Annotated in this window: 24 protein-coding genes, 2 tRNA genes and 1 other RNA gene; 13 read left to right on the plus strand and 14 right to left on the minus strand. The window is 65.7% G+C overall.

The window, feature by feature from the left end; genetic code table 11:
* Nucleotides 1-23: 23 nt before the first annotated feature.
* Nucleotides 24-1,295: a transglycosylase SLT domain-containing protein gene (locus BMX32_RS12265; protein WP_089979261.1), complete on the minus strand. Its 1,272-nt coding sequence runs from the start codon at nt 1,293-1,295 to the stop codon at nt 24-26.
* Nucleotides 1,292-2,059, minus strand: a complete 768-nt coding sequence (gene gloB, locus BMX32_RS12270) for a hydroxyacylglutathione hydrolase (RefSeq protein WP_089979262.1) — start codon at nt 2,057-2,059, stop codon at nt 1,292-1,294. The genes BMX32_RS12265 and gloB overlap by 4 nt, the downstream gene beginning before the upstream one ends.
* A gap of 167 nt (nt 2,060-2,226) precedes the next feature.
* Between gloB and BMX32_RS12275 the strand changes: the two genes are divergently transcribed.
* From BMX32_RS12275 to dnaQ, 3 genes are read left to right on the plus strand one after another with little or no spacing between them, the layout of a single operon-like run.
* Nucleotides 2,227-2,919, plus strand: coding sequence for a class I SAM-dependent methyltransferase (locus tag BMX32_RS12275; RefSeq protein WP_089979264.1), 693 nt, complete (start codon nt 2,227-2,229; stop codon nt 2,917-2,919).
* A gap of 4 nt (nt 2,920-2,923) precedes the next feature.
* Nucleotides 2,924-3,385: a ribonuclease HI gene (gene rnhA, locus BMX32_RS12280; RefSeq protein ID WP_029213422.1), complete on the plus strand. Its 462-nt coding sequence runs from the start codon at nt 2,924-2,926 to the stop codon at nt 3,383-3,385.
* Nucleotides 3,382-4,104 (plus strand): DNA polymerase III subunit epsilon, encoded by a 723-nt coding sequence (gene dnaQ, locus BMX32_RS12285; RefSeq protein WP_029213421.1) that lies wholly within the window; start codon nt 3,382-3,384, stop codon nt 4,102-4,104. The genes rnhA and dnaQ overlap by 4 nt, the downstream gene beginning before the upstream one ends.
* 16 nt (nt 4,105-4,120) lie before the next feature.
* On the opposite strand, the gene BMX32_RS12290 is transcribed toward dnaQ, so the two are convergent.
* Nucleotides 4,121-4,825, minus strand: a complete 705-nt coding sequence (locus BMX32_RS12290) for a PP2C family protein-serine/threonine phosphatase (RefSeq protein WP_089979265.1) — start codon at nt 4,823-4,825, stop codon at nt 4,121-4,123.
* A 146-nt stretch (nt 4,826-4,971) separates the two neighbouring features.
* Between BMX32_RS12290 and BMX32_RS12295 the strand changes: the two genes are divergently transcribed.
* A tRNA-Ser gene (locus BMX32_RS12295) sits at nt 4,972-5,061 on the plus strand.
* Between the two features lie 77 nt (nt 5,062-5,138).
* Here the strand turns inward: BMX32_RS12295 and BMX32_RS12300 are convergent.
* The 8 genes from BMX32_RS12300 to BMX32_RS12335 form a co-directional block, all read right to left on the minus strand.
* Entirely contained in the window at nt 5,139-5,549 is a 411-nt protein-coding gene (locus BMX32_RS12300) for a hypothetical protein (RefSeq protein ID WP_089979267.1), read from the minus strand.
* A gap of 173 nt (nt 5,550-5,722) precedes the next feature.
* The gene (locus BMX32_RS12305) at nt 5,723-6,394 is read right to left on the minus strand and encodes a hypothetical protein (protein ID WP_089979268.1); all 672 of its coding nucleotides are present in this window, start codon (nt 6,392-6,394) and stop codon (nt 5,723-5,725) included.
* A gap of 669 nt (nt 6,395-7,063) precedes the next feature.
* Entirely contained in the window at nt 7,064-7,585 is a 522-nt protein-coding gene (locus BMX32_RS12310) for a cupin domain-containing protein (RefSeq protein ID WP_170843644.1), read from the minus strand.
* A gap of 115 nt (nt 7,586-7,700) precedes the next feature.
* Nucleotides 7,701-8,873, minus strand: coding sequence for an SDR family NAD(P)-dependent oxidoreductase (locus BMX32_RS12315; RefSeq protein WP_244511515.1), 1,173 nt, complete (start codon nt 8,871-8,873; stop codon nt 7,701-7,703).
* Nucleotides 8,874-8,963: 90 nt separating this feature from the next.
* Nucleotides 8,964-9,347 (minus strand): winged helix-turn-helix transcriptional regulator, encoded by a 384-nt coding sequence (locus tag BMX32_RS12320; RefSeq protein ID WP_089979271.1) that lies wholly within the window; start codon nt 9,345-9,347, stop codon nt 8,964-8,966.
* Nucleotides 9,348-9,469: 122 nt separating this feature from the next.
* Entirely contained in the window at nt 9,470-10,099 is a 630-nt protein-coding gene (locus BMX32_RS12325) for a glutathione S-transferase family protein (RefSeq protein WP_089979273.1), read from the minus strand.
* A gap of 275 nt (nt 10,100-10,374) precedes the next feature.
* Nucleotides 10,375-10,791 (minus strand): nuclear transport factor 2 family protein, encoded by a 417-nt coding sequence (locus tag BMX32_RS12330; protein ID WP_089979274.1) that lies wholly within the window; start codon nt 10,789-10,791, stop codon nt 10,375-10,377.
* A 67-nt stretch (nt 10,792-10,858) separates the two neighbouring features.
* A complete protein-coding gene (locus tag BMX32_RS12335) occupies nt 10,859-11,611 on the minus strand; it encodes an SDR family NAD(P)-dependent oxidoreductase (RefSeq protein WP_089979276.1) in 753 nt (250 codons plus the stop codon).
* A gap of 112 nt (nt 11,612-11,723) precedes the next feature.
* Between BMX32_RS12335 and BMX32_RS12340 the strand changes: the two genes are divergently transcribed.
* Nucleotides 11,724-12,629: a LysR family transcriptional regulator gene (locus BMX32_RS12340; RefSeq protein WP_089979278.1), complete on the plus strand. Its 906-nt coding sequence runs from the start codon at nt 11,724-11,726 to the stop codon at nt 12,627-12,629.
* A gap of 44 nt (nt 12,630-12,673) precedes the next feature.
* Nucleotides 12,674-13,645: a hypothetical protein gene (locus BMX32_RS12345; protein WP_139206719.1), complete on the plus strand. Its 972-nt coding sequence runs from the start codon at nt 12,674-12,676 to the stop codon at nt 13,643-13,645.
* Nucleotides 13,646-13,957: 312 nt separating this feature from the next.
* On the opposite strand, the gene BMX32_RS12350 is transcribed toward BMX32_RS12345, so the two are convergent.
* On the minus strand, nt 13,958-15,013 hold the full coding sequence (locus BMX32_RS12350; RefSeq protein ID WP_089980298.1) for a DUF5694 domain-containing protein: 1,056 nt from the start codon (nt 15,011-15,013) through the stop codon (nt 13,958-13,960).
* A 112-nt stretch (nt 15,014-15,125) separates the two neighbouring features.
* Entirely contained in the window at nt 15,126-15,368 is a 243-nt protein-coding gene (locus tag BMX32_RS12355; RefSeq protein ID WP_029213417.1) for a hypothetical protein, read from the minus strand.
* Nucleotides 15,369-15,591: 223 nt separating this feature from the next.
* On the opposite strand from BMX32_RS12355, the gene BMX32_RS12360 reads away from it, so the two are divergent.
* From BMX32_RS12360 to BMX32_RS12370, 3 genes are read left to right on the plus strand one after another with little or no spacing between them, the layout of a single operon-like run.
* Nucleotides 15,592-16,500 (plus strand): YihY/virulence factor BrkB family protein, encoded by a 909-nt coding sequence (locus BMX32_RS12360; protein ID WP_089979281.1) that lies wholly within the window; start codon nt 15,592-15,594, stop codon nt 16,498-16,500.
* A gap of 45 nt (nt 16,501-16,545) precedes the next feature.
* On the plus strand, nt 16,546-17,832 hold the full coding sequence (locus BMX32_RS12365) for an Nramp family divalent metal transporter (protein WP_049808620.1): 1,287 nt from the start codon (nt 16,546-16,548) through the stop codon (nt 17,830-17,832).
* 52 nt (nt 17,833-17,884) lie between these two features.
* Nucleotides 17,885-18,289, plus strand: coding sequence for a DUF6165 family protein (locus BMX32_RS12370; RefSeq protein WP_089979283.1), 405 nt, complete (start codon nt 17,885-17,887; stop codon nt 18,287-18,289).
* A 7-nt stretch (nt 18,290-18,296) separates the two neighbouring features.
* Here BMX32_RS12370 and BMX32_RS12375 read toward each other — a convergent pair whose 3' ends face one another.
* On the minus strand, nt 18,297-19,376 hold the full coding sequence (locus tag BMX32_RS12375) for a glycosyltransferase family 9 protein (RefSeq protein WP_244511516.1): 1,080 nt from the start codon (nt 19,374-19,376) through the stop codon (nt 18,297-18,299).
* Between the two features lie 42 nt (nt 19,377-19,418).
* Between BMX32_RS12375 and BMX32_RS12380 the strand changes: the two genes are divergently transcribed.
* The 4 genes from BMX32_RS12380 to ffs all read left to right on the plus strand — a co-directional run bounded on the left by BMX32_RS12380 (nt 19,419) and on the right by ffs (nt 21,229).
* Entirely contained in the window at nt 19,419-20,147 is a 729-nt protein-coding gene (locus tag BMX32_RS12380; protein ID WP_089980303.1) for a 3-deoxy-D-manno-octulosonic acid kinase, read from the plus strand.
* Nucleotides 20,144-20,902 (plus strand): MBL fold metallo-hydrolase, encoded by a 759-nt coding sequence (locus tag BMX32_RS12385; protein ID WP_089979284.1) that lies wholly within the window; start codon nt 20,144-20,146, stop codon nt 20,900-20,902. Before BMX32_RS12380 ends, BMX32_RS12385 begins: the two co-directional genes overlap by 4 nt.
* A 114-nt stretch (nt 20,903-21,016) precedes the next feature.
* Nucleotides 21,017-21,107: transfer RNA gene (locus tag BMX32_RS12390), tRNA-Ser, on the plus strand.
* A gap of 25 nt (nt 21,108-21,132) precedes the next feature.
* Nucleotides 21,133-21,229: signal recognition particle sRNA small type (gene ffs / locus BMX32_RS12395), an RNA gene on the plus strand.
* Nucleotides 21,230-21,282 lie beyond the last annotated feature (53 nt).

The raw sequence follows: 21,282 nt of genomic DNA on the forward strand, positions 1-21,282 counted from the left end.
CGGGTGGGGAGGCGAACCGGCGCTCAGCGCGAGGCGGTGAGCTTGAGGACCTGTCCCGGCTTCACGGCCTGCGTCTGCAGATCGTTCCATTTCATGAGCTGCTGCACGCTGACCTGATGACGGCGCGCGATCGACCATAGCGACTCGCCGTCGTTCACCTTGTGCACCACGAGCTGCACGTCGTCCTTGCTGCCGGGTTTCGCGGAAGCCTTCGGCTTCGACTTCGCGACGGCGGCGCTCTTGCCGGCCTTCGGCGACTTGCGCGAGGCCCTGGCCAACGGTGCCGGCTCGTCCGCCACGTCGTTCTCGATCAGGGGATCGGACGTGTCCGCCACCGGATCGACGGGACCGAGTCTGTACTGATCGGCGGCGGATTTCGGCAGGAGCAGGTTCGCGCTGATCGTGGCTTTTTCGGTGCGGAACGCCGGATTGAAATCGCGCAGATCGTTCACCGACAGGCCGGACTGTTTCGCCGCCTGCGCGAGCGATTGCGGGCTGGACACCTTCACCAGCTGCAGCGCGTCGTCACCGTCCTGCCGCGGCAGGCTGACGTTGAAGCGGGCCGGGTCGCGCACGATGCACGCGATGGCCATCAGCTTGACGAGGTGTTCCTTCGTGTTCGCCTTCATCGGCACGTCGGGCAGGCCGCCGTCGTCGCTGGGGCCGCCGTGGCGATCGATCGTCTTCTTGAGGCCGAATTCGCCGGCGTTGTAGGCGACGTCGACGAGGCGCCAGTCGCCCAGGTCGTCGTAATAACGGCGCATCATCGACATCACCGATTCGGTGGACTTCGTGATGTCGAGGCGTTCGTCGTAATTCTTCTCGACGCGCAGGCCGAGCGTGCGTGCCGTCTGCGGCATGATCTGCCACATGCCGGCCGGGCGGTTCTTCTGGCCCGGCACATGGCGGTACTGACTTTCGACCCAGGGAAGCAGCGCGAACTCGCCGGCCACGCTGTGCTTCATCGCCGACTTGTGCGCGTAGACGATGAGCGGGAGCACTTCGTTGATCTGCTGCTCGAAACGATTGGGCATCTTCGTATACGTACGCGCCCACGCGAGCACCTGCGGATCGGCCTCGCAGCCCTGCATCGCGAAGCTGTCGCGCATGCCCGACCAGAAGTCCGCCGCCTGCGTGGGGCGCATCATCTTCGGCGTCACCGTCACGTCTTCCACGGCCGGTGCGGCGGTCACCGTGGGTAGCGGATGGGGCAGGGCCTTCGGCGTGCCGCCGGCGCAGGCCGTGAGCAGCAGCGGGATGATCGTGGGAAGCAGGCGTCGGGCGAGTCGATTCATGCGGTGAACGTGTCCTTGGCCCGGCGTAACGCGGCGAAACGCGTCGTCCGATGGTCGGCATCCCCGCCCAGGGTCTTTACCCACTGGATGATCGCGTCGCTATCGACGCGCAGGAACGGGTTGGTGGCGTACTCCTCGCCCAGGCGGCTCGGCACACTCGGCCGACCCTCCTCACGAAGGCGCGCCACCTGATGCTGCCGGTGGCGCAGGGCGTCGTTATCCGGGTCGACCGTGAGGGCAAAGCGGATATTCGACGCGGTGTATTCATGGGCACAGCAGACGAGGGTGTCGGCCGGCAGGTTGGCGAAGCGGTCGAGCGACGCGAGCATCTGTTCGGGTGTGCCCTCGAACAGGCGGCCGCAGCCCACGCTGAACAGCGTATCGCCGCAAAACAGGAAGCCCTCGCCGAAGTACGCGATGTGCGAGCTCGTATGGCCCGGCACGGCGATGACGCGGAAGCGCGCCTTCGGCGCATCGAGTTCGATGACGTCGCCGTCTTCGACGAAGTGGTTCTTCGGCTGGATGCGCGGATCGGCCGTGGCGTAGACGTCGACGTCATGATCGCGCACGAGATCGGACACGCCGCCGATGTGGTCCTGGTGATGGTGGGTCAGCAGGATCGCCCGCAGCGTCCAGCCTCGCTCTTTCAGCGCGGCTTCCACGGGGGCGGCTTCACCGGGATCCACGACGAAGGCGTTGCCTTTGTCATCGGCGACCAGCCAGATGTAGTTGTCGCTCAAGGCCGCGACGGGGACCCAGTGCATCGGGCGGACTCCGTGACGTCGATAGGGCGCGAACACCCAGGAAATGGCCGCCGGGCACGCAGTCGGACCGGGCGGGGCCGCCGGACTATATCAGCCGGGTATATCCCACTCGTTAGCAAGTCGTTAATCCATGCACCCCCCGTTCAACCCCACTACACTCGCCATGCATGCCGCACTTCGCCTCCGACATCTACACCACACCGCAGATCGGCAAGCTCCTTGCCGACGAGGCTCGCGTGCTCGGTCCCCTGTTATCACGCTGCACGGGCGAGCACGGCCTGCACCTGACGACGTCCGCTCAGGCGGAACCGCCGGCCATTCCACTCCTGGGGCACTGGGCGACGATCCGTGTCGCCGGCGCCGCGCTGGGCGGCGATGTCCGCGCGAGCGGGCTGGAGGCCCTTCCGTTCGTCGACGAGGCGTTCGGCGTCGTCCTCCTGCGCCACGCGCTGGAAACGACGGCGCGACAGGACAATCTGCTGGACGAGGCCATCCGCGTGCTGGCGCCCGGCGGCATGCTGGCCATCACCGGCATCCACCCCGTCGGGCTGTGGTCGCCCTGGGTCGCCCGGCAGAGCCGTGGCACTCGCCCGCGCCTGACCTGGCCGTGGTGGTGGAGCCAGCGTCTCGTCCGCGACGAGTTCGAACTTTCCATGCCGCGGCGCCTGGGCAGCGCGTGGCCGCGCGCCGGCGGCGCGGCCACGGCGGAGTCCATCTTCGGTGGCGGATACTTCCTCGTGGCGCGCAAAAAGCGGCCGGCGGCAGTACCCTTGCGCACCCGCGCCGCGACGGTGCCGAGCCCCATGCCCGGTACGCTCGCCTCCGGCGCGCGTCGCAACGCCCGTGAATCGATCAGTTGAGCCCATGACCCAAACCGATATCGTCGAAGTCTTCACCGATGGCGCCTGCCTCGGCAACCCCGGTCCCGGCGGCTGGGCCGCGCTGCTTCGCGCCAAGGGCGTCGAGAAGATGCTGGCCGGCGGCGAAGCCGAGACCACGAACAACCGCATGGAGATGATGGGCGCGATCTCGGCGCTCGAGGCACTGACGCGCCGCTGCAACGTGCACCTGATGACGGATTCCAAGTACGTCATGCAGGGCGTGCAGGAGTGGGTGCCCAAGTGGCGCCGCAACGGCTGGAAGACGGCCGACAAGAAGCCCGTGAAGAACCAGGACCTGTGGATCCGCCTCGACGAGGCCGCGACCGCGCACACGGTGACCTGGGAATGGGTGAAGGGCCACAACGGTCACGTCGAGAACGAGCGCGTGGACGTCGCCGCGCGCGACCAGGCCATCCTCTACAAGTCGAAGGGGACGGTGGCATGAGGCAGATCGTGCTCGATACCGAAACCACCGGCCTCGAAGCCCACCTGGGCCACCGTCTCGTCGAAATCGGCGCGGTGGAGATGATCGGTCGACGCCCCACCGGTCGTCATTTCCATACGTACCTGAATCCGCAGCGCGCCATCGATGCCGAGGCGAGCGCGGTCACGGGCATCAAGGATGCCGACCTCGTCGACAAGCCGCTTTTCCGCGAGAAGGTCGACGAGTTCCTCGATTTCATTCGCGGCGCCGAGCTCATCATCCACAACGCGGCGTTCGACGTCGGCTTCATCAACGCCGAGCTGAAGCTCGCCGGCGAGCACTACGGCACCGTGACCGATCACGCGACGGTGCTCGACACGCTGCTCATGGCGCGCACGATGTACCCGGGCCAGCGCAACAGCCTCGATGCGTTGTGCAAGCGCCTCGGCGTCGACAACACGCGCCGCGATCTCCACGGCGGCCTGCTCGACGCGCAGCTGCTGGCGGAAGTCTACGTCGCGATGACGTCGGGGCAGGTGACGCTCGACTTCGCGTCGGACGCCGCCAGCGAGAATCGCGGCCCGAGCCATCTCGGCGACATCGTCATCACGCGCCGCCCGGTCGTGCGTCGCGCCGACGACGTCGAGCTCGAACGGCATGCGAAACGCCTCGACGCCCTCGACAAGTCGGCGGGCGGGCAGAGCATCTGGCGCAAGCTGGAATCGGAAACGGTGCACTGAGCGTGCACCGTCGCGGTCACGCTGCGGCGCGCAGCAGGATCACGGTGACGTTGTCGCGGGCGCTGCCACCGAGTGCCTCGAGCAGCAGGTGGTCGACGCACTCCTGAGCCGCGATGTCGGTGCGCGAAACGATTTCGCCGATGCGCGAATCCGCCACTTCGTCGGTGAGGCCATCAGTACACAGCAGCAGGCGGGCGCCGGCGGCGAGTTCGCCACGCGCGAGTCCGATGTGCAACTGGTCCGGCGCGGTGATGCCGAGCGCCTGCGTCAGCACGCTGCGCTGCGGATGCGCGCGAGCCTGTTCTTCCGTCAGTTCGCCCGACGCGACCAGCGCTTCGACGATGGAATGGTCGTGCGAGAGCCGCTGCAGTTCGCCGTCCCAGCGATAGATGCGGCTGTCGCCGACCCATGCGGCTTCGTACGACCGGCCAACGATGCGCACGGCGGCGATCGTGGTGCCCATGGGCCGCGATTCGGCCAGTCCGCTCGACCGGGCCAGCAGCGCCTCGTTCACCCGCTGGATCGCGTCCACCAGCGACTGCCCGGCGGACACCTGCGCCACGACCCCATCGCGCGCCGTCGCGGAAGCCACCTCGCCGTGCCGGTGGCCACCCATGCCGTCGACGACCAGGAACAGGCCCAGCGAAGCGTCCGCGTAATAGGTGTCTTCGTTGCGCGTACGGCGAAGTCCCGTATGCGTGCCGTGTCCGAACTCGATCATGGGGGCCTTGGAAGAGCAGGAGTAGGGCGCGGTCGGCGCCCGGATTCGACCTCAGGATGCCCCATCAAAAGCCTGTTGTCACGGCACGGAAGACCCACTATCATTGCGGGCCCGGCAGTGCGAAACCATTGCCGTCGACCGTTCACGGAGAGGTGGCAGAGTGGTCGAATGTACCTGACTCGAAATCAGGCGTACGTGTAAGCGTACCGAGGGTTCGAATCCCTCCCTCTCCGCCAGAAAGAAGACAAGGCCCTGCAGCGATGCGGGGCCTTCGTTTTTTCGGCCACCTTCGAAAGCACCACGAGATTCAGGGTCATCGCCGCCCAGCGTCGAGGATTGGTGCGGCGGTTCCCGTCATCAGCGCATCGTTGATCCAGATCGTCAGGGTGTTGCTACGAACAGCTTGGAAGGGGATCTCTTCGTCTGGCCCGATGTCTTTGACCTTTTCCACGCCGGAAGCGCGCAGAAGGCGCAGTGTCCTGGCATACGTAACGTTGTAGGCTCCGCCCGCCTGGATGTCGTAATCTGCGGCCAGATCCACGTTCTTCCGAATCGTCTGATGCGGCCCGATGATCAGGAACGTGGAAGCGTCAGGCGGACCAAAGCGGACCTGACGTCCCTCGTAGGGGAGTTGGTGACCTGTAGCGTCACTCACCTCGAACTCTGGACCTGCCAATCGATCGTCGGCGATAGCGAACGGGGTCTCGAACGTGACGACTGCCATTCGCTCTTCGGTTGGATTGGTTAGCGAGAAAGTGACAATGCCCCGTTCCGCCAACGTTGCCTCCGACGGTGGCGACAACACGACGACGGGCGACTGCTGAGCGTGTGCTACGCCCGCGGGTCCTAGCACAGCTGTAACTAAAGCGACGACGCATTTGCCATGAAAGCCTGTCCTCATGTTTGCGTCCTTGTTCCTTGTCGTCCGGACATGCCACGGCACGCCGTCGTGGTGCGGACGAAGTCATCTGAACTTCGGTGCGTATGCTCGGCACGCGATCGACGTGCCGTGAGTTGGCTGTCGGAATTCGGCGCATGTCTGGGACCGGCGAGACTTTCCTTGATGGATAGCAGAAGCTCATTGCTTTGCGCAGTGGGAAGCAGCGCGCCGTCGGAGGCATTCAATAGCTCGATTTCACCGTAGGGCTGCTCGTAGCTGATGGAGAAAGTGCCCGACTCGAAGACATAGTCGCGGGCTAACGAAAGCTCGGCGGTCAATGTCTGGCCCGGCGCGATTTTCGTATAGAACGTGTCGGGTTCGGACAAGCTCATCCTCATGTGCCGGCCCCGGAACGGAACGCGCCTGCCGTCCTCCGCCGTCACCCTGAAGATATTGTTCATGAGGTGGTCGTCAGGCGTCTCGAGTGGGGTATAGGCGCGCGGTAGGAGCAAGACGCGATTCGAGCGGTTCGTAATGGACACCGTGAGCATGCCGTTCGCGCGCTGGCTCTGAGCGATGCTTGTACTCAGGGTAACCTCGATGGGAACGTCCTGGGCCGACGCGGCGCCCTGAAGCATGAAGGTCAGCGCGAGACCGGCGAGTATTGAAAATGTTCGAAGCTTCGTCATTCCATGATTCCTTTTCTGCGATATGCGAGCTCGTCGGCGGCGCTTCATTGCGACGACGACAAGGCGCGACGATGCACTGCGACATGTCGCAATGATCGGCGGCCTGGAGGATTCTGGCGACTTGCGGTTTCGATGTAAGTCGGCCGCGCCCGCGTCGTGCCGTTGGCTGACTCGAGTGATCGGAATCGCGCCGCAGCGGCTGGCTTTCCGCGCTGGCGCGCCGGGAAGCGCATTGACTGTAGTCGCGCTGCAAAACCTCCGTAGGCGCGGCTCTCGCCTGTGAACTGTCTGAAACGCAAGGCAAGCGGGCATGTCGCTCACGGCGCCGGAGCCGCTTGCGCCCGTTGCGCTGCTACAGGGCTATCAGCGCAGGACCGATGCCGCGTCCACGATCTGTACGCCTGGTATCTGTCCCAGCAGGCTGTCGAGCCATGGTTTGTGCATTGCGGCGACGAAGGCGAGTACGCGGGTGCCCTGTGTGGACGCGAAGGCGGAACGGACATTGGCGGCCACGCGCAGGTTGCGTGCGGAACCTCGATCTCCGACTCAAGCGTAAAATCCGCGTCCTTCTTGCTGACGACGTGGAGGATCATTCGCTGGACGCGAAGAGAAGCCCGGCGAATGGGACGCCGATGGTTGCCGCCACGTCCATGGCGTGGCGGCCCGATCTCAGATTGCCTCGTTACGTAGAATGGCGGCGACCTCGTCATCGTTGAGGGGAGGGCCAACAATATCCATCCCCGCCTCACTTGCGCATTCGATCAGCGCATCGACGTCGGTAATCGTGAGGTTTCGGGCGACGATCCGGTCGAAGAACGTCTCGAACTCTCCAGGCGCCACTATGACCTGAAAGCCTACCGGCTCATTCCCATAGGCCCGCCAGGTGTGCGGCATGAGTTTCGGAAGCAGTACGACATCGCCAGGGCCCGCCGTACGGCAGCCTGCAGGAGTCCAGATCACGATGTCGCCAGACTGGATCAGGAAGATCTCGTCGTCGTTGTGGTGAAGGTGACGTGGTGGCCCAAACCCGGCGGGCGCTCTGTAGTCCAGGATCGCCAGCGCGCCGTTTGTTTGTTCGGGAGACAGACGTGTCCGGGACGCCTCGCCCCAAGACGTCGTCGTGAAGCCTTCGTCGGTGTCGGCATCCAGGAGAAGATCGCGAACGTCGTTCGCCTTCGGTGTTGTCGTCACTTTGAAACTCCGTTTACTGATAAAGGTTGCGGGCCGCCAACGCCGCGTGGCGCTGGCGTGGAAAAAGCCGACGTTTCAGCAATTCCAGGCGGTATTCGGTGGATGCGGGCTGTAACTACGCGCCGCTCGTCGGCGTGCGCACGCCGGTCATGGCCTCGCACAACGACCAAAGCCGATGGGCGGCACACGAATCAAGGGCCCAGGACTTCACGCCGTAGGGCGCACGTCCCTCATCTGGCACGACCGGCGCGATATCGCAGTCCTCCAGGTAGACGCCGCCTTTGCCATCCAGATCCCGGCTGACTGCGGCCCATGTGGCCGTGGCGCCGCCCTGCTGCACGGTCTTGTAAAGGTCGCCTTCGTTCTTCGGGCGACGCAAGAGGTTAAGTGCCTCGGTGGCATGCACCGCCCGAAGCGTTGCGGCGACGAAACGGCCAAGCATCACCTGGCGGCTGGGCTTGCGGCCAACGCCGCCCGCAGCGAACAGGTCCGACGTGGGCACCGGGCCAGGCGTCGTGGCGAAGACCCGGATTTGCTTGTCACGCCAAAGCGCGTCTTCCTTGATCGAAAGGAGGATCAAAGCGGTCTTGGACTGCGCGTAGGCGCGCATGCCCGTGTAGGGTGTCGTGTGAAAGTTGATGTCGTCGAGCAGGACGCCGCCAGCATGGTGACCCCGCGAGGCGACATTGATCACCCTGGCGCCGTTCGCACGTTCAAGCGCCGGCAGTAAGCGCACCGTCAGCTGATAATGGCCAAGAACATTGGTCGCGAACTGTCGCTCGAAGCCGCGTTCGTCGCGCTCCAGCGGCGTGCCCAGAATGGCGGCGTTGTTGATGAGGATGTGGAGCGGTCGGCCGGATTGGACGTACCGCGCGGCGAAGGCGTCGATCGAGGCGGGCTTCAGGAGATCGACATTTTCGACGGTGGTATTGGTGATGCCCGACACGCCGCGCCGCGCACGCTCCACATCGCGCGCCAGGACGATGACCGTGGCGCCAGCGCGGGCCAAGGCGCGAACCGCTTCCCGCCCCGTGCCGCTGTGGCCGCCTGTGATGACAACGACCTTACCGCGCAGGTCGATGCCGTTCACCACGTCCATGGCGGTGGTGCGATGCCCGAACGGCGACGGGATGGGATGCTGCCGTGCGTTCGGTATATCGGCTGCGACGTAGAGCGGAAGACTCGCCGACGGGTCGCCTAGCGCTTTGTAGAAGAGGCCGACGATGCCGCCATAGGTCGCGGGCAAGATGCCGGCGGCTGCTAGCGTGTAGATCAGGGTTTTCTGCATGGCGCAAAGGGTAACCGCCAGGCGTGTTTCATCAAGTAGGATGGATTTTCAGACCTGGTCTGCGAGATCAGACCACCATCACGCGGTCTCTTAGCGGGCGACGAGCAGGCCGTCATACTTGCGAGACCATTCGAGCATCGCCCGAAATGTCGGCAGCAGGTCTATACCGGCCTGGGAAAGTTCGTATTCCACGCGCTGCGGCAACTCTGGATAGGCTTTGCGGATCACGATGCCGTTCGCCTCGAGATCGCGAAGCTGTTCGGTCAGCATATGCTTGGTGACGCCGGGGAGCGTCCGCCTCAAGGCCCCAAACCGCGTCGGACCCTGGATCAGTGTGCAGACGATCTCGATCTTCCACTTTCCGGTGATCGCGCGGATCGTCCGTTGAAAGCGAAGGATGTCGGTCGTTTCGGGGCCTTCGCACCCGTCGCAGTCGTTTCCGTAGACACGTGGCTCGACAGTCAGGTCTCTCATTGAACGTCCCGGAAATCCCGTTGCGCATGGAAGCGCAGGATCGGAAATCTTGTTTGAGGATGTTCGGCCGCACCACGACGCGGTCGAACGTTCCTATGCTACATGGCGAGGCGCGATGCCAGTCAGTGCGCCAGCGCCAGCGTACTGGCGATCGCTGCGGAGACAGCGGGGCGTGACAGGATCTCATCGTGCCAGCGCTTCACGGAGGGGAAGGCGGCGAGATCCGCGCCGAACGATTGGTGGCGCCAGATCCATCCGAAGTGGGCGATGTCGGCGATCGTGTACTCGTCGCCTGCGACGTACGGGTGGCGCTGCAGGGAACCATCCAGAACGCCGAGGACGCGTGCGACTTCCTTGCGCGCCGCTGTGCGCGCATCGCTTTCGGGCTCCTTGCGCATCTCGTGCAGGAAGGCCTGCAGGAATGCGGGGCTGGCGGCCGAGGCGTGGAAGAAGAGCTGCTCGAAGACCTTGCCGCGACGCTCGGGGTCGGTCGGCAACAGTTGGCCGGTCTTCTCCGCGAGGTACACCAGGATGGCCGCGGATTCGCTGAGCACGACGTCGGCGTCTGCGGCCGCGGAACGGTCGATCAGGACCGGAACCTTGCCGTTCGGGTTCAGGGCCATGAAGGCGTCGCTTCGTTGCCGGCCCTGGCGAAGATCGACCGGGACCAGGCTGTGGGGCAAGCCCATCTCCTCGGCGGCGATGACGGCCTTGACGCTGTTTGGCGTCGCGAAGGCATGAATCTCGAGCATTGGAAAATCTCCTGTGATGACGGCCGGAGCGGCACCGGCCGCTCAGCCCTGTTGCTCAGCCGCGGCGGCCGCCGGCCATCGCGATGTTCTTGAAGAAGTGGATGAACGGGTTCTGGTCGCCGAGCGCGTTCTGGAAGACCGCGGCCGAAACGAGCGAAAACAGCGCCAGCGTGGCCGCGACGGCGTGATGCGATAGCCCAACAGCAGGGCCAGGCCGCCGGCGAGTTCCACGAACAGCGAGAGGCGGTAGGCGACCGTGTTGTCGGGCGCGCGTGTCAGGCCGCAGGGTAGGCGGTGGCTCGTCGAAACTCGTCCGACGTCTCGTCGAGGAAGACGTAGAGCGCCGCGATCTTGCCATCGCGAACAATCAGGACGTCCCAGCCGGTGTACTCGGGCGCCGCGCCTTGCGGGCCCGACCCCCAGGCCAGGCGCCCGGCGTTGTGCAGCACCTGGGGCTGTCCGTGCGGCGTGTAGACGTAGTGGGGATGCGTCGCCCGCAGGTCGCCGGCGAACGTATCGATCGCGTCGCGTCCGACAATCACGCCGGGCGGCACGTAGAGGATCGCGTCCTCCGCCCAAAGTTCGTCGATCGCCGCGCGGCGCTTGTTGTCATCGCCCTCGCCGAAAACTTCCTGGAGGTTTCGGTCGAGTAATTCGCGAATACGCTCCGCCGATTCGGTGGACTGGATCATGATGGTCTCCTCGAAAAGTATGCGGCCTCGGGCAGTGGCGTCTCGCCGGGGCCACCTTTGTGATGGCTCAGATCTGAGCTTGTCCGCCGTCGACGAAGAGCTCGATGCCGTTGATGAAGCTGGCGTCGTCGGAGGCCAGAAAGAGGACAGCCTTGGCGATCTCATGCGGCTGGCCGACGCGACCGGCGGGAATAAGGCCGGCCAGATAGTCCCGGGTACCTTGCGCCTGCGCGCCGCCACCGAACAGTTCGTCGAGGCCGGCGGTGTCGGTCACGCCGGGGCTGACCGCGTTGACGCGGATGTGACGATCCTTCAGGTCGAGCATCCAGTTGCGGGCGAAGTTGCGCACCGCTGCCTTGGTCGCCGAATAAACGCTGAAGGCCGGGGTGCCCGAGATGCTGGTGGTCGAGCTCGTCAGGATGATCGACGCGCCGTCCCTGAGCAGCGGCAGCGCCTTCTGAACCGTGAACAGAACGCCCTTTACGTTGGTGTCGAACGTGCTTTGATAGTGCTCCTCGGAAATGGCGCCGAGGGGGACCATCTCGCCGCCACCCGCGTTGGCGAACAGCACGTCGATCTGGGCATGCTTTTGCTGTATGGCGTCGTACAGCCGGTCGATGTCGGCCAGTTTGGACATGTCGCCCTGTACGGCGGTGACACGCCCACCAATCTCCTTGACGGCGGCGTCGAGCGCCTCCGGCCGGCGGCCGGTGATGAACACCGAAGCGCCCTCGGCCGAGAAAGCCTTGGCGGCGGCCAGGCCGATGCCGCTGGAGCCGCCGGTCACCACCACGACCTTGTTGTTGAACTTGTTCGTCATCGTCTGTCTCCTCAGGCCGGCCGTGCGCCGGTGATGAAACAAATATGCTGTAGGAACGATGATGCGTGTAGTCAGCAAAAATGGCATCCTGCGTTCTACTAGAGGAACGCTGATGCGGATCGATCTCAACGACTACGCCTATTTTGCCGAGGTCGTGGCCCACGGCGGCTTCGCCGCCGCCGGCCGCGCGTTGCGCGAACCCAAGTCCAAGCTCAGTCGGCGGATCGCGGGCCTGGAGGAAAGACTGGGTTTGCGCCTGATCGAACGGTCGAGCCGGCGGTTTCGCGTCACCGACACCGGCCTTGCGTTCTATGAACGATGCCGCGCCATGCTCGCCGAAGCCCAGCAGGCGGAGGCGCTTGTCCTGCACGCCCGGGCCGAGCCACACGGGCGAATCCGTTTCAGCTGTCCCACCGGCATGCTGCAGCCGATCAATGGGCTGATCTCGTCATTCCTGGCGCGCTACCCTCAGGTGCGACTGCAACTCGTGGCGACCGATAGGGCGGTGGACCTGATCGAGGAGCGCATCGATCTGGCTTTGCGCGTGCGTGGAAGCCTGACCAGCGACGCAGCCCTGACAATGCGCTCGCTCGGCACCTCGACACGGATCCTCGTCGCCAGCCCTCAGCTCGCCAACCAGGTGGCAACCGTCGAACAACTGGCCACGTTGCCGACGCTGGCGACGAACGACATGGCCGACGATCTTGAGTGGCACCTGGAGTGCGGCGACGGCCGCACCCATGTCGTCCGCCTGCAGCCGAGGATGGGGTGCGAGTCCATGACGACCATTCGGGACGCGGCGATCGACGGCCTGGGCGTGGCGATCTTGCCAGACCACGTCTGCATCGACGCCCTCGAGGCGGGACAGCTTGTTCGGGTCCTTCCAGCCTGGCGCGGGTTGCAGGGCACAGTGCATCTCGTCTTCACCACCCGGCGGGGCCTGTCTCCAGCCGTCCGAGCTCTGATCGATCATCTCGCGGCCGGCTTTCCGCGCGATGTCCTGAGCAAGCGGTCCTGAACCCGTTGCCGATACTTAACGTGACCGAAAAGGTAAGACCGCGCATGTCGAACGTTTCTGCAAATCCGGGTTTCCGATGGGGCGCCTTGCTGGTTGCCGCACTATTTCTGATGCCTTGGCCGGCGCGGGGATTCGCCCAAGTCGCCGCGCCGCGGGTCGTCACCGGCGATCAGGCCGCCTCGGCCATCCGGGCAAGAATCGGCCTGCCCGCAGACGAGACCATCAAAGCCTATGTCGACGCAGGCGCGAAGGACACCAAGGCCCATGTTCTCACCGACCGCGAGTGGGCCCTGGTCGAGAACGCCATCGCCGATCTTCCCGTGCTTTATCGCCAGACGCTCGAGCGGCGGCTCGCGCGCTTGAGTTTCATCGACGCACCGACCAGCGCCGGGACCGCACTGACCCGGGCCTCGAAGGGGGCGAACGGTGAGCTGATGTTCGACATCACCATCCGCGCCGATGTGCTCGAGAAATCGCTGTCGGCGTTCCTTACTCAGAAAGAGGCGATGCTGTTCTCCCCAGACGGGTCGGGCTACAGCGTCAAGGTTACGGCCGGTCAGACTTCCGCCCTGACCTACATCCTGCTTCATGAAACCACGCATGTGATCGATCGCGCGCTGGACCTCACCATGACGGGTGGCCCCTTCAGGGCGATCTGGACCGACTACCGTAGTCTGGCGCAGCCACACGCCGATGGCACGATCGCCCATTCCGTTTATCGACGCGAACCCAAGCTGCCCCTGTCGCAAAGCCCCGCGCTCTATCAGGCGCTCGGCAGATCACCCTTCGTCTCGCTTTATTCGACCGCCTCCGCCGGCGAGGATTTCGCCGAATTGCTGGCCTGGCGAGAACTCTCACGTCGCCTCGGCGCGCCGCTCAAATTCCAGGTCCTGGACGCCCGCGGCGCCGAGCTCGTCTCCGTCGAGCCGCTCACGAATGCTGTGGTGAGATCGCGCTTCGAGGCAGCGCAGGCGGCCATGACAGATGCGCGCACCGCGAGCCCCGACAAGCTCTGACTGATTCGGCGGCGAGCATGCAGCCCCGTCGGCAAGCACAGCAGGATTCGTTAGAGATCTGACTCGACGCCGGGATGCAGGGCCGGGCTCTGTACGAGCTTGTGGTCGCTGCGTTCGAAACGGTCCCGGTACGGTAACGTCGATTTTCGTTCGCCGCCGAAGCATCGCCATGGCCATCGATGACCATGGAGACGCCAACGTCGCAGCGGGGAAGGGGTACCCGATCAAGCCGACCTCAGGCATTGGCCGTCAGTTTGGGGGATGAACGTCCGCTCATCGTTTGGCGTGCACTGCAACAGGCACGTCCGGCTATCAGCGGAGAACTGCCCCTGCGTCCACGATCTCGACACCCTGCATCTGCCCGAGCAGACTGTCGAGCCATGGTTTGTGCATCGAACCTACGATCGTGAGGACGCGGGTGCCGGGGGCGGGCGCGAACGCGAAGCGGATGTTCGCCGCCATGCGCAGGTTGCGGGTTTCCCATCCAGCGACGTAGAGCTGCCCGTAATGCCGTGGGGACGGATCGGCGATGGCGGCACCGAAGTCGGAGCGATTCAGCACGCGAAGGTAGTCGGGGCTGTTGATATGCCGGTAGAGGCCGAGCAGATCGCCACGCTTCATCAAGGCGTCTTCCTTGTCGAGCATCGGCTGGCGGTCCGCCTTCGCCGTATCCCACGCGGCCTGCACCGCCTTGCCGTACGCCTTCGGGTCATCGATGGGCACGTTGTCGCCGGTATGGTCGTCGACCGGATAGACACGCTCGAGCCCGAGGCGCGCGGCGAGTGTCGCCGCGATCAGCACGCTTTCGTTGTTTCGCGTGGCGCGTGCCTTGATGTCGGCGACAAGCGCTTCATCGAGCCCGTCGCCCGCGTGGCGCTCGGCTTCGGCGAGGCGCATCCACTGCACGGCGGCCGAGGTGTCGTCGCCCGCGGCGAGGAACAATGCGGCGAGATGGCGTCGCTGCGCCGGCGTCGGCGTCGCGGGCCACTCGGCGAGCGTGCGTTTCACCCCGGCAACCGCGGCCGGTATGTCGAAACCCGTGGCGGCCTTCGCCGCCGAGGTATCGTGACAGTAGGTGGTGACGTCCTGCGGATCGTAGATGGCGGGGTAGCGTGCCATCAGGTCGCAGGTTTCCCCCGAGAGCTGTTCGATCGTGATGATCGTCGGCTTGTACGCCGCCAGTCGTTGCAGCAGCGGTTCGAGCATCGTCGGCTGGAAGCTCTCCGGCGCGTTCCGCAGATGCGTCATGCCGACGACGAGTACCTTCGTCTTCGGTGCGGCATCGTGTTGATCGAGTCGTGGCAAGGCATTCTGGGCATGGCTCGTTGCCACGCTCGCGTAAAGTAGGAGGGCTGCCGCCCATCGCATGTCCATGTCGTTCTCCCGGTGGCTGCGGGAGAACGTAGGTCGTGGCGCGAGTGCCAGGCAGTGCCAGAGGACAGGGTGACCTCTGGACGGACCCTGGCCGGGCTCTGGCTGTTCACGCCTCCAGAGGATCGTCCTCGTGCAGCTCGTCCATCCAGCCGCGGCGGCGGTGGAGTACCCATTCGAGGTGCTCGGAGAACAGGACGTCGATGTGGCTGCCCTGGTCCATGGCGGCGAGGCGCTGACCGGTGACGTTGCCGAGGTGCGCGGCCTGCTCCTCGTAGCCGACGATGCCGTCGCGGCTGAGCTGTTCGAGGATGGCTCGCAGGTTGATGTGTCGGGCGTTCTGGACAGGCATGGTCGGCGCTCGGCGGGATACAGGGTCATCGGCTCGTGGCGAGCCATCTTTAGTCCGATTGTGCTCACGATCGGCGGGCCCGACCGTTAGCTGGCGCACGCTGCCCGAGACTCGTCCGCCCTCGTCGGGCAGGCGCGTGTCGAACGACGCCTTCACATCCCCTGCGCTTCACGTTTATCGGCGTGCACCGAAGGTGGGATGGACGAGACGGTGGAGTAACGACATGCGTGGGGTTTTCGGCGGCATCAAGCGAACGGTCGTGTCGGCGGTGGATGGTTTCAGCGACGACGAACTGATGACGCGCGCGGCGGCGTTGTCGTTCTATGCCGCGCTGTCCTTTGCGCCGCTGCTCCTGCTGCTGGTGTGGATCGTCTCCATGCTCCACCCGGAATGGCAGGGCGAGCTCTCGGGAGCGCTCGCGGGCGTGGTCGGCACGCGTGCGGCCGAGGCGCTCGACGCGGTGATCGCCAGCGCGAAGTCGCATCCGAAACTCGGCGATATCGCGGGGGTCATCGGCATCGGTGTCACGCTGTTCGGTGCGTCGGCGGTCTTCGCCCAGCTTCAGGGCACGCTCGACCGCGTCTGGCGCGTCAAGCCGAAGCCGGGCGCCGCGGTCAGCGCGTGGTTGCGTGCGCGCGCCCGCGCGTTCGCGCTGCTGGGCGGCATCGCGTTCATGATGATCGTGTCCTTCCTGGTCAGCGCGGCCATCCAGACGCTCGTCCGGGGCGACGGCACGACCTGGCGCATCGTCGAATACGCCATCTCCGTCGTCGTGTTCGTGGCCGCGTTCGCGACGATGTACAAGGTGCTTCCCGATGCCGTGATCGACTGGAGCGAGGCGATCATCGGTGCCATCCTCACCACGGCGCTGTTCCTGCTGGGCAAGTACGGTATCGGCCTCTACATCCAGTATTCGGATGTCGGGGGCGCGTACGGCCCGGCGGGCGCGTTCATCGTGTTGCTCACGTGGACCTACTATTCGTCGATCATCGTGCTGCTCGGCGCGGAACTCACGCGCGGCGTCGCCGACGCGCGAGGCAAACCGATCCGTCCGAACGTGCACGCGGTCGAGATCGAGGCCGCGCCCGCCGAGATCAAGCGGCCCGCCGCCGATGACGGGAGGCGCCTGTAGTATGGTGATCCCGGGTGACGGCACCGCCGTCGAGGGCTGCTGAGCATGCTCCAGAAGGTGCATCCGGAGCGACGCGAAGAACCGGCCATGAGAGAGGTGCTCGATGGGCGCCGCCGTGGCCTGTCCGCCTTGTTGCCCTTCGCCGGGCCGGCGATCGTCGTGTCGGTGGCGTACATCGACCCGGGCAACTTCGCGACCAACATCCAGGCCGGTGCCCGTTACGGCTACGCGTTGCTCTGGGTCGTGGTGCTGGCGAACCTCGTGGCCATGCTTTTCCAGAGCCTGTCCGCCCGGCTGGGCATCGTCACCGGTTACAGCCTGGCGGAAGTCTGTCGCGAGAACCTTCCGCGGCCGCTCGTCTACGTGATGTGGGTCGTGAGCGAGCTGGCCGCGATGGCGACGGATCTCGCCGAATTCCTCGGCGGCGCCATCGGCCTCGCCTTGCTGTTCCATCTGCCGCTTCTGGTGGGCATGGGCATCACGGCCATCGTGACCTATGGCCTGTTGCTGCTGGAAGGGAAGGGCTACCGGCGTCTGGAAATGACGATCGGCGCGCTCGTCGGCGTGGTGGGCCTGTCGTACCTCGCGGAGCTCTTCATCGCGCCGGTCGGCTGGAAGGCGCTGGGCCAGCAGATCTTCGTGCCGAACCTGCCGGATGGCGCGGCGGTCGCGATCGCGGTCGGCATCATTGGCGCCACGGTGATGCCGCACGCGCTGTTCCTGCATTCCGGGCTTACCGACCGTCGCGCCCGTCCGCGGACCGACGACGAGCGCAAGCGCATCATTCGCCTGTCCAACCTGGAGGTCGTGCTGGCGCTTTCCGTGGCGGGCCTGATCAATCTCGCCATGGTCATCATGGCGGCGGGGGCATTCCACGGCAGCCACCCCGATATCGCGAAAATCGAAACCGCCTACCAGACGCTGGTGCCGTTGCTTGGCGGCGCGGCCGCGACGATCTTTCTCGTGTCGCTGATCGCTTCGGGGTTTTCCAGCTCCGTCGTCGGCACGATGGCGGGTCAGATGATCATGCAGGGCTTCGTGGCGTTCCGGATTCCGCTCTGGCTGCGACGCGCGATCACGATGCTGCCGAGCTTCGCCGTGGTCATCGCCGGGGTCGACGCCACCCACGCACTGGTGCTGAGCCAGATCTTCCTGAGTATCGCCCTCCCGTTCCCGATGATTGCGCTGGTCTGGTTCACCAGCCGGCGGGCGGTGATGGGGGACTTTCGCAATTCGGGCGCCGTCAGCATCGGCGCCGTGCTGGCGGCGCTCGTGGTGCTGGGCCTGAACGTCGTGCTGCTGCTCGATACCTTCGGCCTGATCTCGCTATAGGGCCGCGGTGAAAACTGCTAACCTCCGCCGTCCGACACACCGGAGAATCCCCATGAGCGTCATCGAGACCCCTGTTTCCTACGGCGAGCTGATCGACAAGATGACGATCCTCGAGATCAAGCTGCAGGAGATCAAGGACGACGCGAAACTGGCGAACGTGCGCAGGGAGCTCGAGCTGCTCGATGCCACCTGGAAAAAACATAAAGCGTCGAAGACGGACATCACGGACGAGAAGGACCGCCTGCGTAGCGTGAACAAGCGTCTGTGGGACATCGAGGACGACATCCGCATCAAGGAAAAGGCGAAGGAATTCGATGCACGATTCATCGAGCTCGCCCGGTCGGTCTACGTCGTGAACGATCAGCGCGCCGCCATCAAGCGCGAGATCAACGAAAAGCTGGGCTCGACGCTGGTGGAAGAGAAGTCGTATCAGGACTACGGCGCGCCGGCCGTCTGAGCGGGACTTACCCTCCCAGTCGCCATCCGAGGTGTGCCGCGCACGCCTCGAAGCGGTCGACCATGTCGTCGACCTGCACCAGGTCCATCACGCCCGGCTTCTCGATCTTCGTGCCCCACGGAATCGCCGCGGCGGGCTTGCCGAGGAATTTCCGCGACGCGTCGTCGTATCGGTCGACGCACCAGCGGCGATCGGAATAGGGGCCGGAACGGTTCGGATTGCTCGCCGCGTGCAGTCCCAGCACCTTGGTGCCGACCGCGTTCGCCATGTGCATCGGGCCCGAATCGGGTGTCAGGATCATCTGGCTCCGGCCAAGCAACGCCAGGAAACGCTTGAGGGTGTCCTTGCCCGTCAGGTCCATCGGGGCCTGCTTCACGGCGCCGAGGATCGCGTCCGCCAGCGCGCGTTCCGCCTCCGACGGGCCGCCCACCAGCGCCACGCGTGCACCGCGCGACATCGCGTGGTCGATGAGGGCGGCGTAGCGATCCACGCGCCAGTTACGCAGGGCATGGCTCGACATGGGGCTGACCAGCAGCGTCGGGGCGTCGCCGGGGAGCTGTTCGGCGGCCCATTCCCGCGCGTCGTCGGGTACGGGGATGTCCCAGCGCACCTCGGTCTGGCGCAGGCCGAGCGGCTCGATGAAGCTCGCCATCGCATCCAGCACGTGCTCGCCGCTACGGGCCGGGATCCGCTCGTTGACGAAAAGCCCGTGCAGGTCCCTGGACCGGGCCCGGTCGTAACCGATCCGGCGGTCGGCCTTCACGGCCAGGCTCAGCAAATTGGAGCGCAGCGCCACCTGCATGTGCAGCAGGGCGTCGAAGCGGCGTCCGGCGAGCGTTTCGCGCACCGCCCGCATGCCTGCGCGCCCCGCCCCCTTGTCGAAAGTGACGAATTCGACGCCGGGCAGGTCGCCGACCAGCCGGCGCTCCAGCTTGCCGATCAACCATGTCAGCCGGGTTCCCGGCGACTTATCCTGCAAGGTGCGGATCAGTGGCACGACGTGGGTGACGTCGCCGATGGCCGAGGTACGCAGGATGCAGAGGCTGGAGTCTCCCGGCGGGAGCGGACGGCTTGGTAGACTGGACAAGATCGGGTTACCGGATGAGTGGCCGCGGAAGGCGGCCGGCAAATGACAGAGCAGCAACTGGACGCGGGTACGGGTGGCACGATTCTGTTCGACGCGGCCCGTGCACCTCAAGTCGACGCCGAATGGTTCTCGCCCCATCGCTGGCGCGAGCGCGGCGCGCTGCGCTCGCAGGCGGGCGGGCGCGGAGGCGTCGCCATCATCGATACGCCGGCGGGCGAGGCCGTGCTGCGTCATTATCGCCGCGGCGGCATGGTCGCGCGTCTGTTCGGCGACCGCTACCTCTTCACGGGTGGCCGGCGCACCCGCAGCGCCCGGGAATTCCGCCTGCTGGCCGAACTCGGCCGGCGCGGCCTGCCGGTGCCGGCGCCGATCGCCTCGCGCTACGTGCGCCATGGGCTGCGTTATTCGGCCGACCTCATCACGGCGCGTATCCCGCACGCGGCCACCCTTGCCGAGCGCCTCGCCGACGGGGCTTTCAATGCCGACCTCGCGGGGCGGGTCGGCGCCATGATCGCGCGGTTCCACCGCGTGGGCGCGTGGCATGCCGATCTCAACGCGCACAACGTTCTGGTCAGCGGCGCCGACCTCTACCTCATCGACTTCGATCGCGGTCGCCTGCGTTCGCCCGCCACACACTGGCAACGCGCGAATCTGGCCCGGCTGAAGCGGTCGCTGGTGAAGCTCGGCGCACGCGACGCGGCCGGTGACACCTTCGACGCCGAATGGTGGCCCGCGCTGGTCGAGCACTACGAACGGAGCCTTCGCGAATGACCTGGGACCTCCATTTCCTCGGCACCGGCGCGGCGCACGCCGTGGAACTCGGATCCTCCGCCGTGGTGCTGGAGCGGGACGGCCGGCCGCTGCTGCTGGTCGACTGCGGCCCCGATACGCTCGACCGCTATCTCGCAGCCTATGGCGAGCCGCCGCCGGCGCTGTACGTCACCCACGTGCACATGGACCACGTCGCGGGCATGGAGCGGCTGTTCTTCCGCCTCTGGTTCGACGAGGCGCTGCGCGGCCGTACGAAGGTGTTCGTGCACGCGGCGCTGCTGCCCTGGCTGCAGGGGCGCGTGGCCGACTATCCCGGCGCGCTCGCCGAGGGCGGCGTGAATTACTGGGAGGCGTTCCGGCTCGTTCCGTGCACCCGCGGGTTCTGGCACGAAGGTCTCTGGTTCGACGTGTTCCCCACGCGCCACCACGTGCAGGGCACGTCGTACGGGCTGGCGCTGCGCGGGAGCTTCGTGTTCACCGGCGACACGCGACCGGTTCCCGAGGCGCTCGCGATCCACGGCGCGGCGGGGGAGCTCGTCGCGCACGATTGCGGGGTGGTCGGTAACCCCTCGCACACGGGCGTCGACGACCTCGAGCGTGAATATCCCGCCGATCTCCGCGACCGCATGGCGCTGTACCACTACGGCAGTGTCGAAGACGGCGAGACGCTGGTGGCGCGCGGCTACCGGATCGCTCGCCCCGGCGAGCGCCTGGCTCTGCCGGAACCCCACGCGCCGCGCCCCACCGCGGGTTGACCGGCGCCGGAGACGTCCCCTTTTTCGAGGCGGCCGCTTGTCTCGTTCCGGCGGTCGGGCTATCCTTCCGCTTCTTTGCCGGACAGGACGCCGGGGAAGAGGATGTACAAGTGCGGAGAGGTGTCCGAGTGGTTTAAGGAGCACGCCTGGAAAGTGTGTATACGTTAATAGCGTATCGCGGGTTCGAATCCCGCTCTCTCCGCCAGTTTCACTATCTTTTATGGTGGCCCTGTCGGTCCCCCCGCGACGATAGTCCGTAAATCCCGCCAGGTCCGGAAGGAAGCAACGGTAGCGGACGATTCGGGTGCCGGGGTGTGGCTGGCAGGGTCATCGCCTTTTCGGGGCATGCTTTCGTACCCCTCCAGACCTTGGCACAATCC

It is taken from the genome of Luteibacter sp. UNCMF331Sha3.1 (genome assembly GCF_900109915.1).
GTDB lineage: Bacteria > Pseudomonadota > Gammaproteobacteria > Xanthomonadales > Rhodanobacteraceae > Luteibacter.

Excerpts from the sequence above, each read along its gene's own strand:
- rnhA (WP_029213422.1), top strand. The coding sequence starts at position 2,924 with ATGACCCAAACCGATATCGTCGAAGTCTTCACCGATGGCGCCTGCCTC.
- BMX32_RS12305 (WP_089979268.1), bottom strand. The coding sequence starts at position 6,394 with ATGACGAAGCTTCGAACATTTTCAATACTCGCCGGTCTCGCGCTGACC.
- BMX32_RS12315 (WP_244511515.1), bottom strand. The coding sequence starts at position 8,873 with ATGCAGAAAACCCTGATCTACACGCTAGCAGCCGCCGGCATCTTGCCC.
- BMX32_RS12320 (WP_089979271.1), bottom strand. The coding sequence starts at position 9,347 with ATGAGAGACCTGACTGTCGAGCCACGTGTCTACGGAAACGACTGCGAC.
- BMX32_RS12335 (WP_089979276.1), bottom strand. The coding sequence starts at position 11,611 with ATGACGAACAAGTTCAACAACAAGGTCGTGGTGGTGACCGGCGGCTCC.
- BMX32_RS12350 (WP_089980298.1), bottom strand. The coding sequence starts at position 15,013 with ATGCGATGGGCGGCAGCCCTCCTACTTTACGCGAGCGTGGCAACGAGC.
- BMX32_RS12365 (WP_049808620.1), top strand. The coding sequence starts at position 16,546 with ATGCTCCAGAAGGTGCATCCGGAGCGACGCGAAGAACCGGCCATGAGA.
- BMX32_RS12290 (WP_089979265.1), bottom strand. The coding sequence starts at position 4,825 with ATGATCGAGTTCGGACACGGCACGCATACGGGACTTCGCCGTACGCGC.
- BMX32_RS12330 (WP_089979274.1), bottom strand. The coding sequence starts at position 10,791 with ATGATCCAGTCCACCGAATCGGCGGAGCGTATTCGCGAATTACTCGAC.
- BMX32_RS12345 (WP_139206719.1), top strand. The coding sequence starts at position 12,674 with ATGTCGAACGTTTCTGCAAATCCGGGTTTCCGATGGGGCGCCTTGCTG.
- BMX32_RS12355 (WP_029213417.1), bottom strand. The coding sequence starts at position 15,368 with ATGCCTGTCCAGAACGCCCGACACATCAACCTGCGAGCCATCCTCGAA.
- BMX32_RS12265 (WP_089979261.1), bottom strand. The coding sequence starts at position 1,295 with ATGAATCGACTCGCCCGACGCCTGCTTCCCACGATCATCCCGCTGCTG.
- BMX32_RS12385 (WP_089979284.1), top strand. The coding sequence starts at position 20,144 with ATGACCTGGGACCTCCATTTCCTCGGCACCGGCGCGGCGCACGCCGTG.
- BMX32_RS12360 (WP_089979281.1), top strand. The coding sequence starts at position 15,592 with ATGCGTGGGGTTTTCGGCGGCATCAAGCGAACGGTCGTGTCGGCGGTG.
- BMX32_RS12370 (WP_089979283.1), top strand. The coding sequence starts at position 17,885 with ATGAGCGTCATCGAGACCCCTGTTTCCTACGGCGAGCTGATCGACAAG.
- dnaQ (WP_029213421.1), top strand. The coding sequence starts at position 3,382 with ATGAGGCAGATCGTGCTCGATACCGAAACCACCGGCCTCGAAGCCCAC.
- BMX32_RS12275 (WP_089979264.1), top strand. The coding sequence starts at position 2,227 with ATGCCGCACTTCGCCTCCGACATCTACACCACACCGCAGATCGGCAAG.
- BMX32_RS12340 (WP_089979278.1), top strand. The coding sequence starts at position 11,724 with ATGCGGATCGATCTCAACGACTACGCCTATTTTGCCGAGGTCGTGGCC.
- gloB (WP_089979262.1), bottom strand. The coding sequence starts at position 2,059 with ATGCACTGGGTCCCCGTCGCGGCCTTGAGCGACAACTACATCTGGCTG.
- BMX32_RS12380 (WP_089980303.1), top strand. The coding sequence starts at position 19,419 with ATGACAGAGCAGCAACTGGACGCGGGTACGGGTGGCACGATTCTGTTC.
- BMX32_RS12300 (WP_089979267.1), bottom strand. The coding sequence starts at position 5,549 with ATGGCAGTCGTCACGTTCGAGACCCCGTTCGCTATCGCCGACGATCGA.
- BMX32_RS12325 (WP_089979273.1), bottom strand. The coding sequence starts at position 10,099 with ATGCTCGAGATTCATGCCTTCGCGACGCCAAACAGCGTCAAGGCCGTC.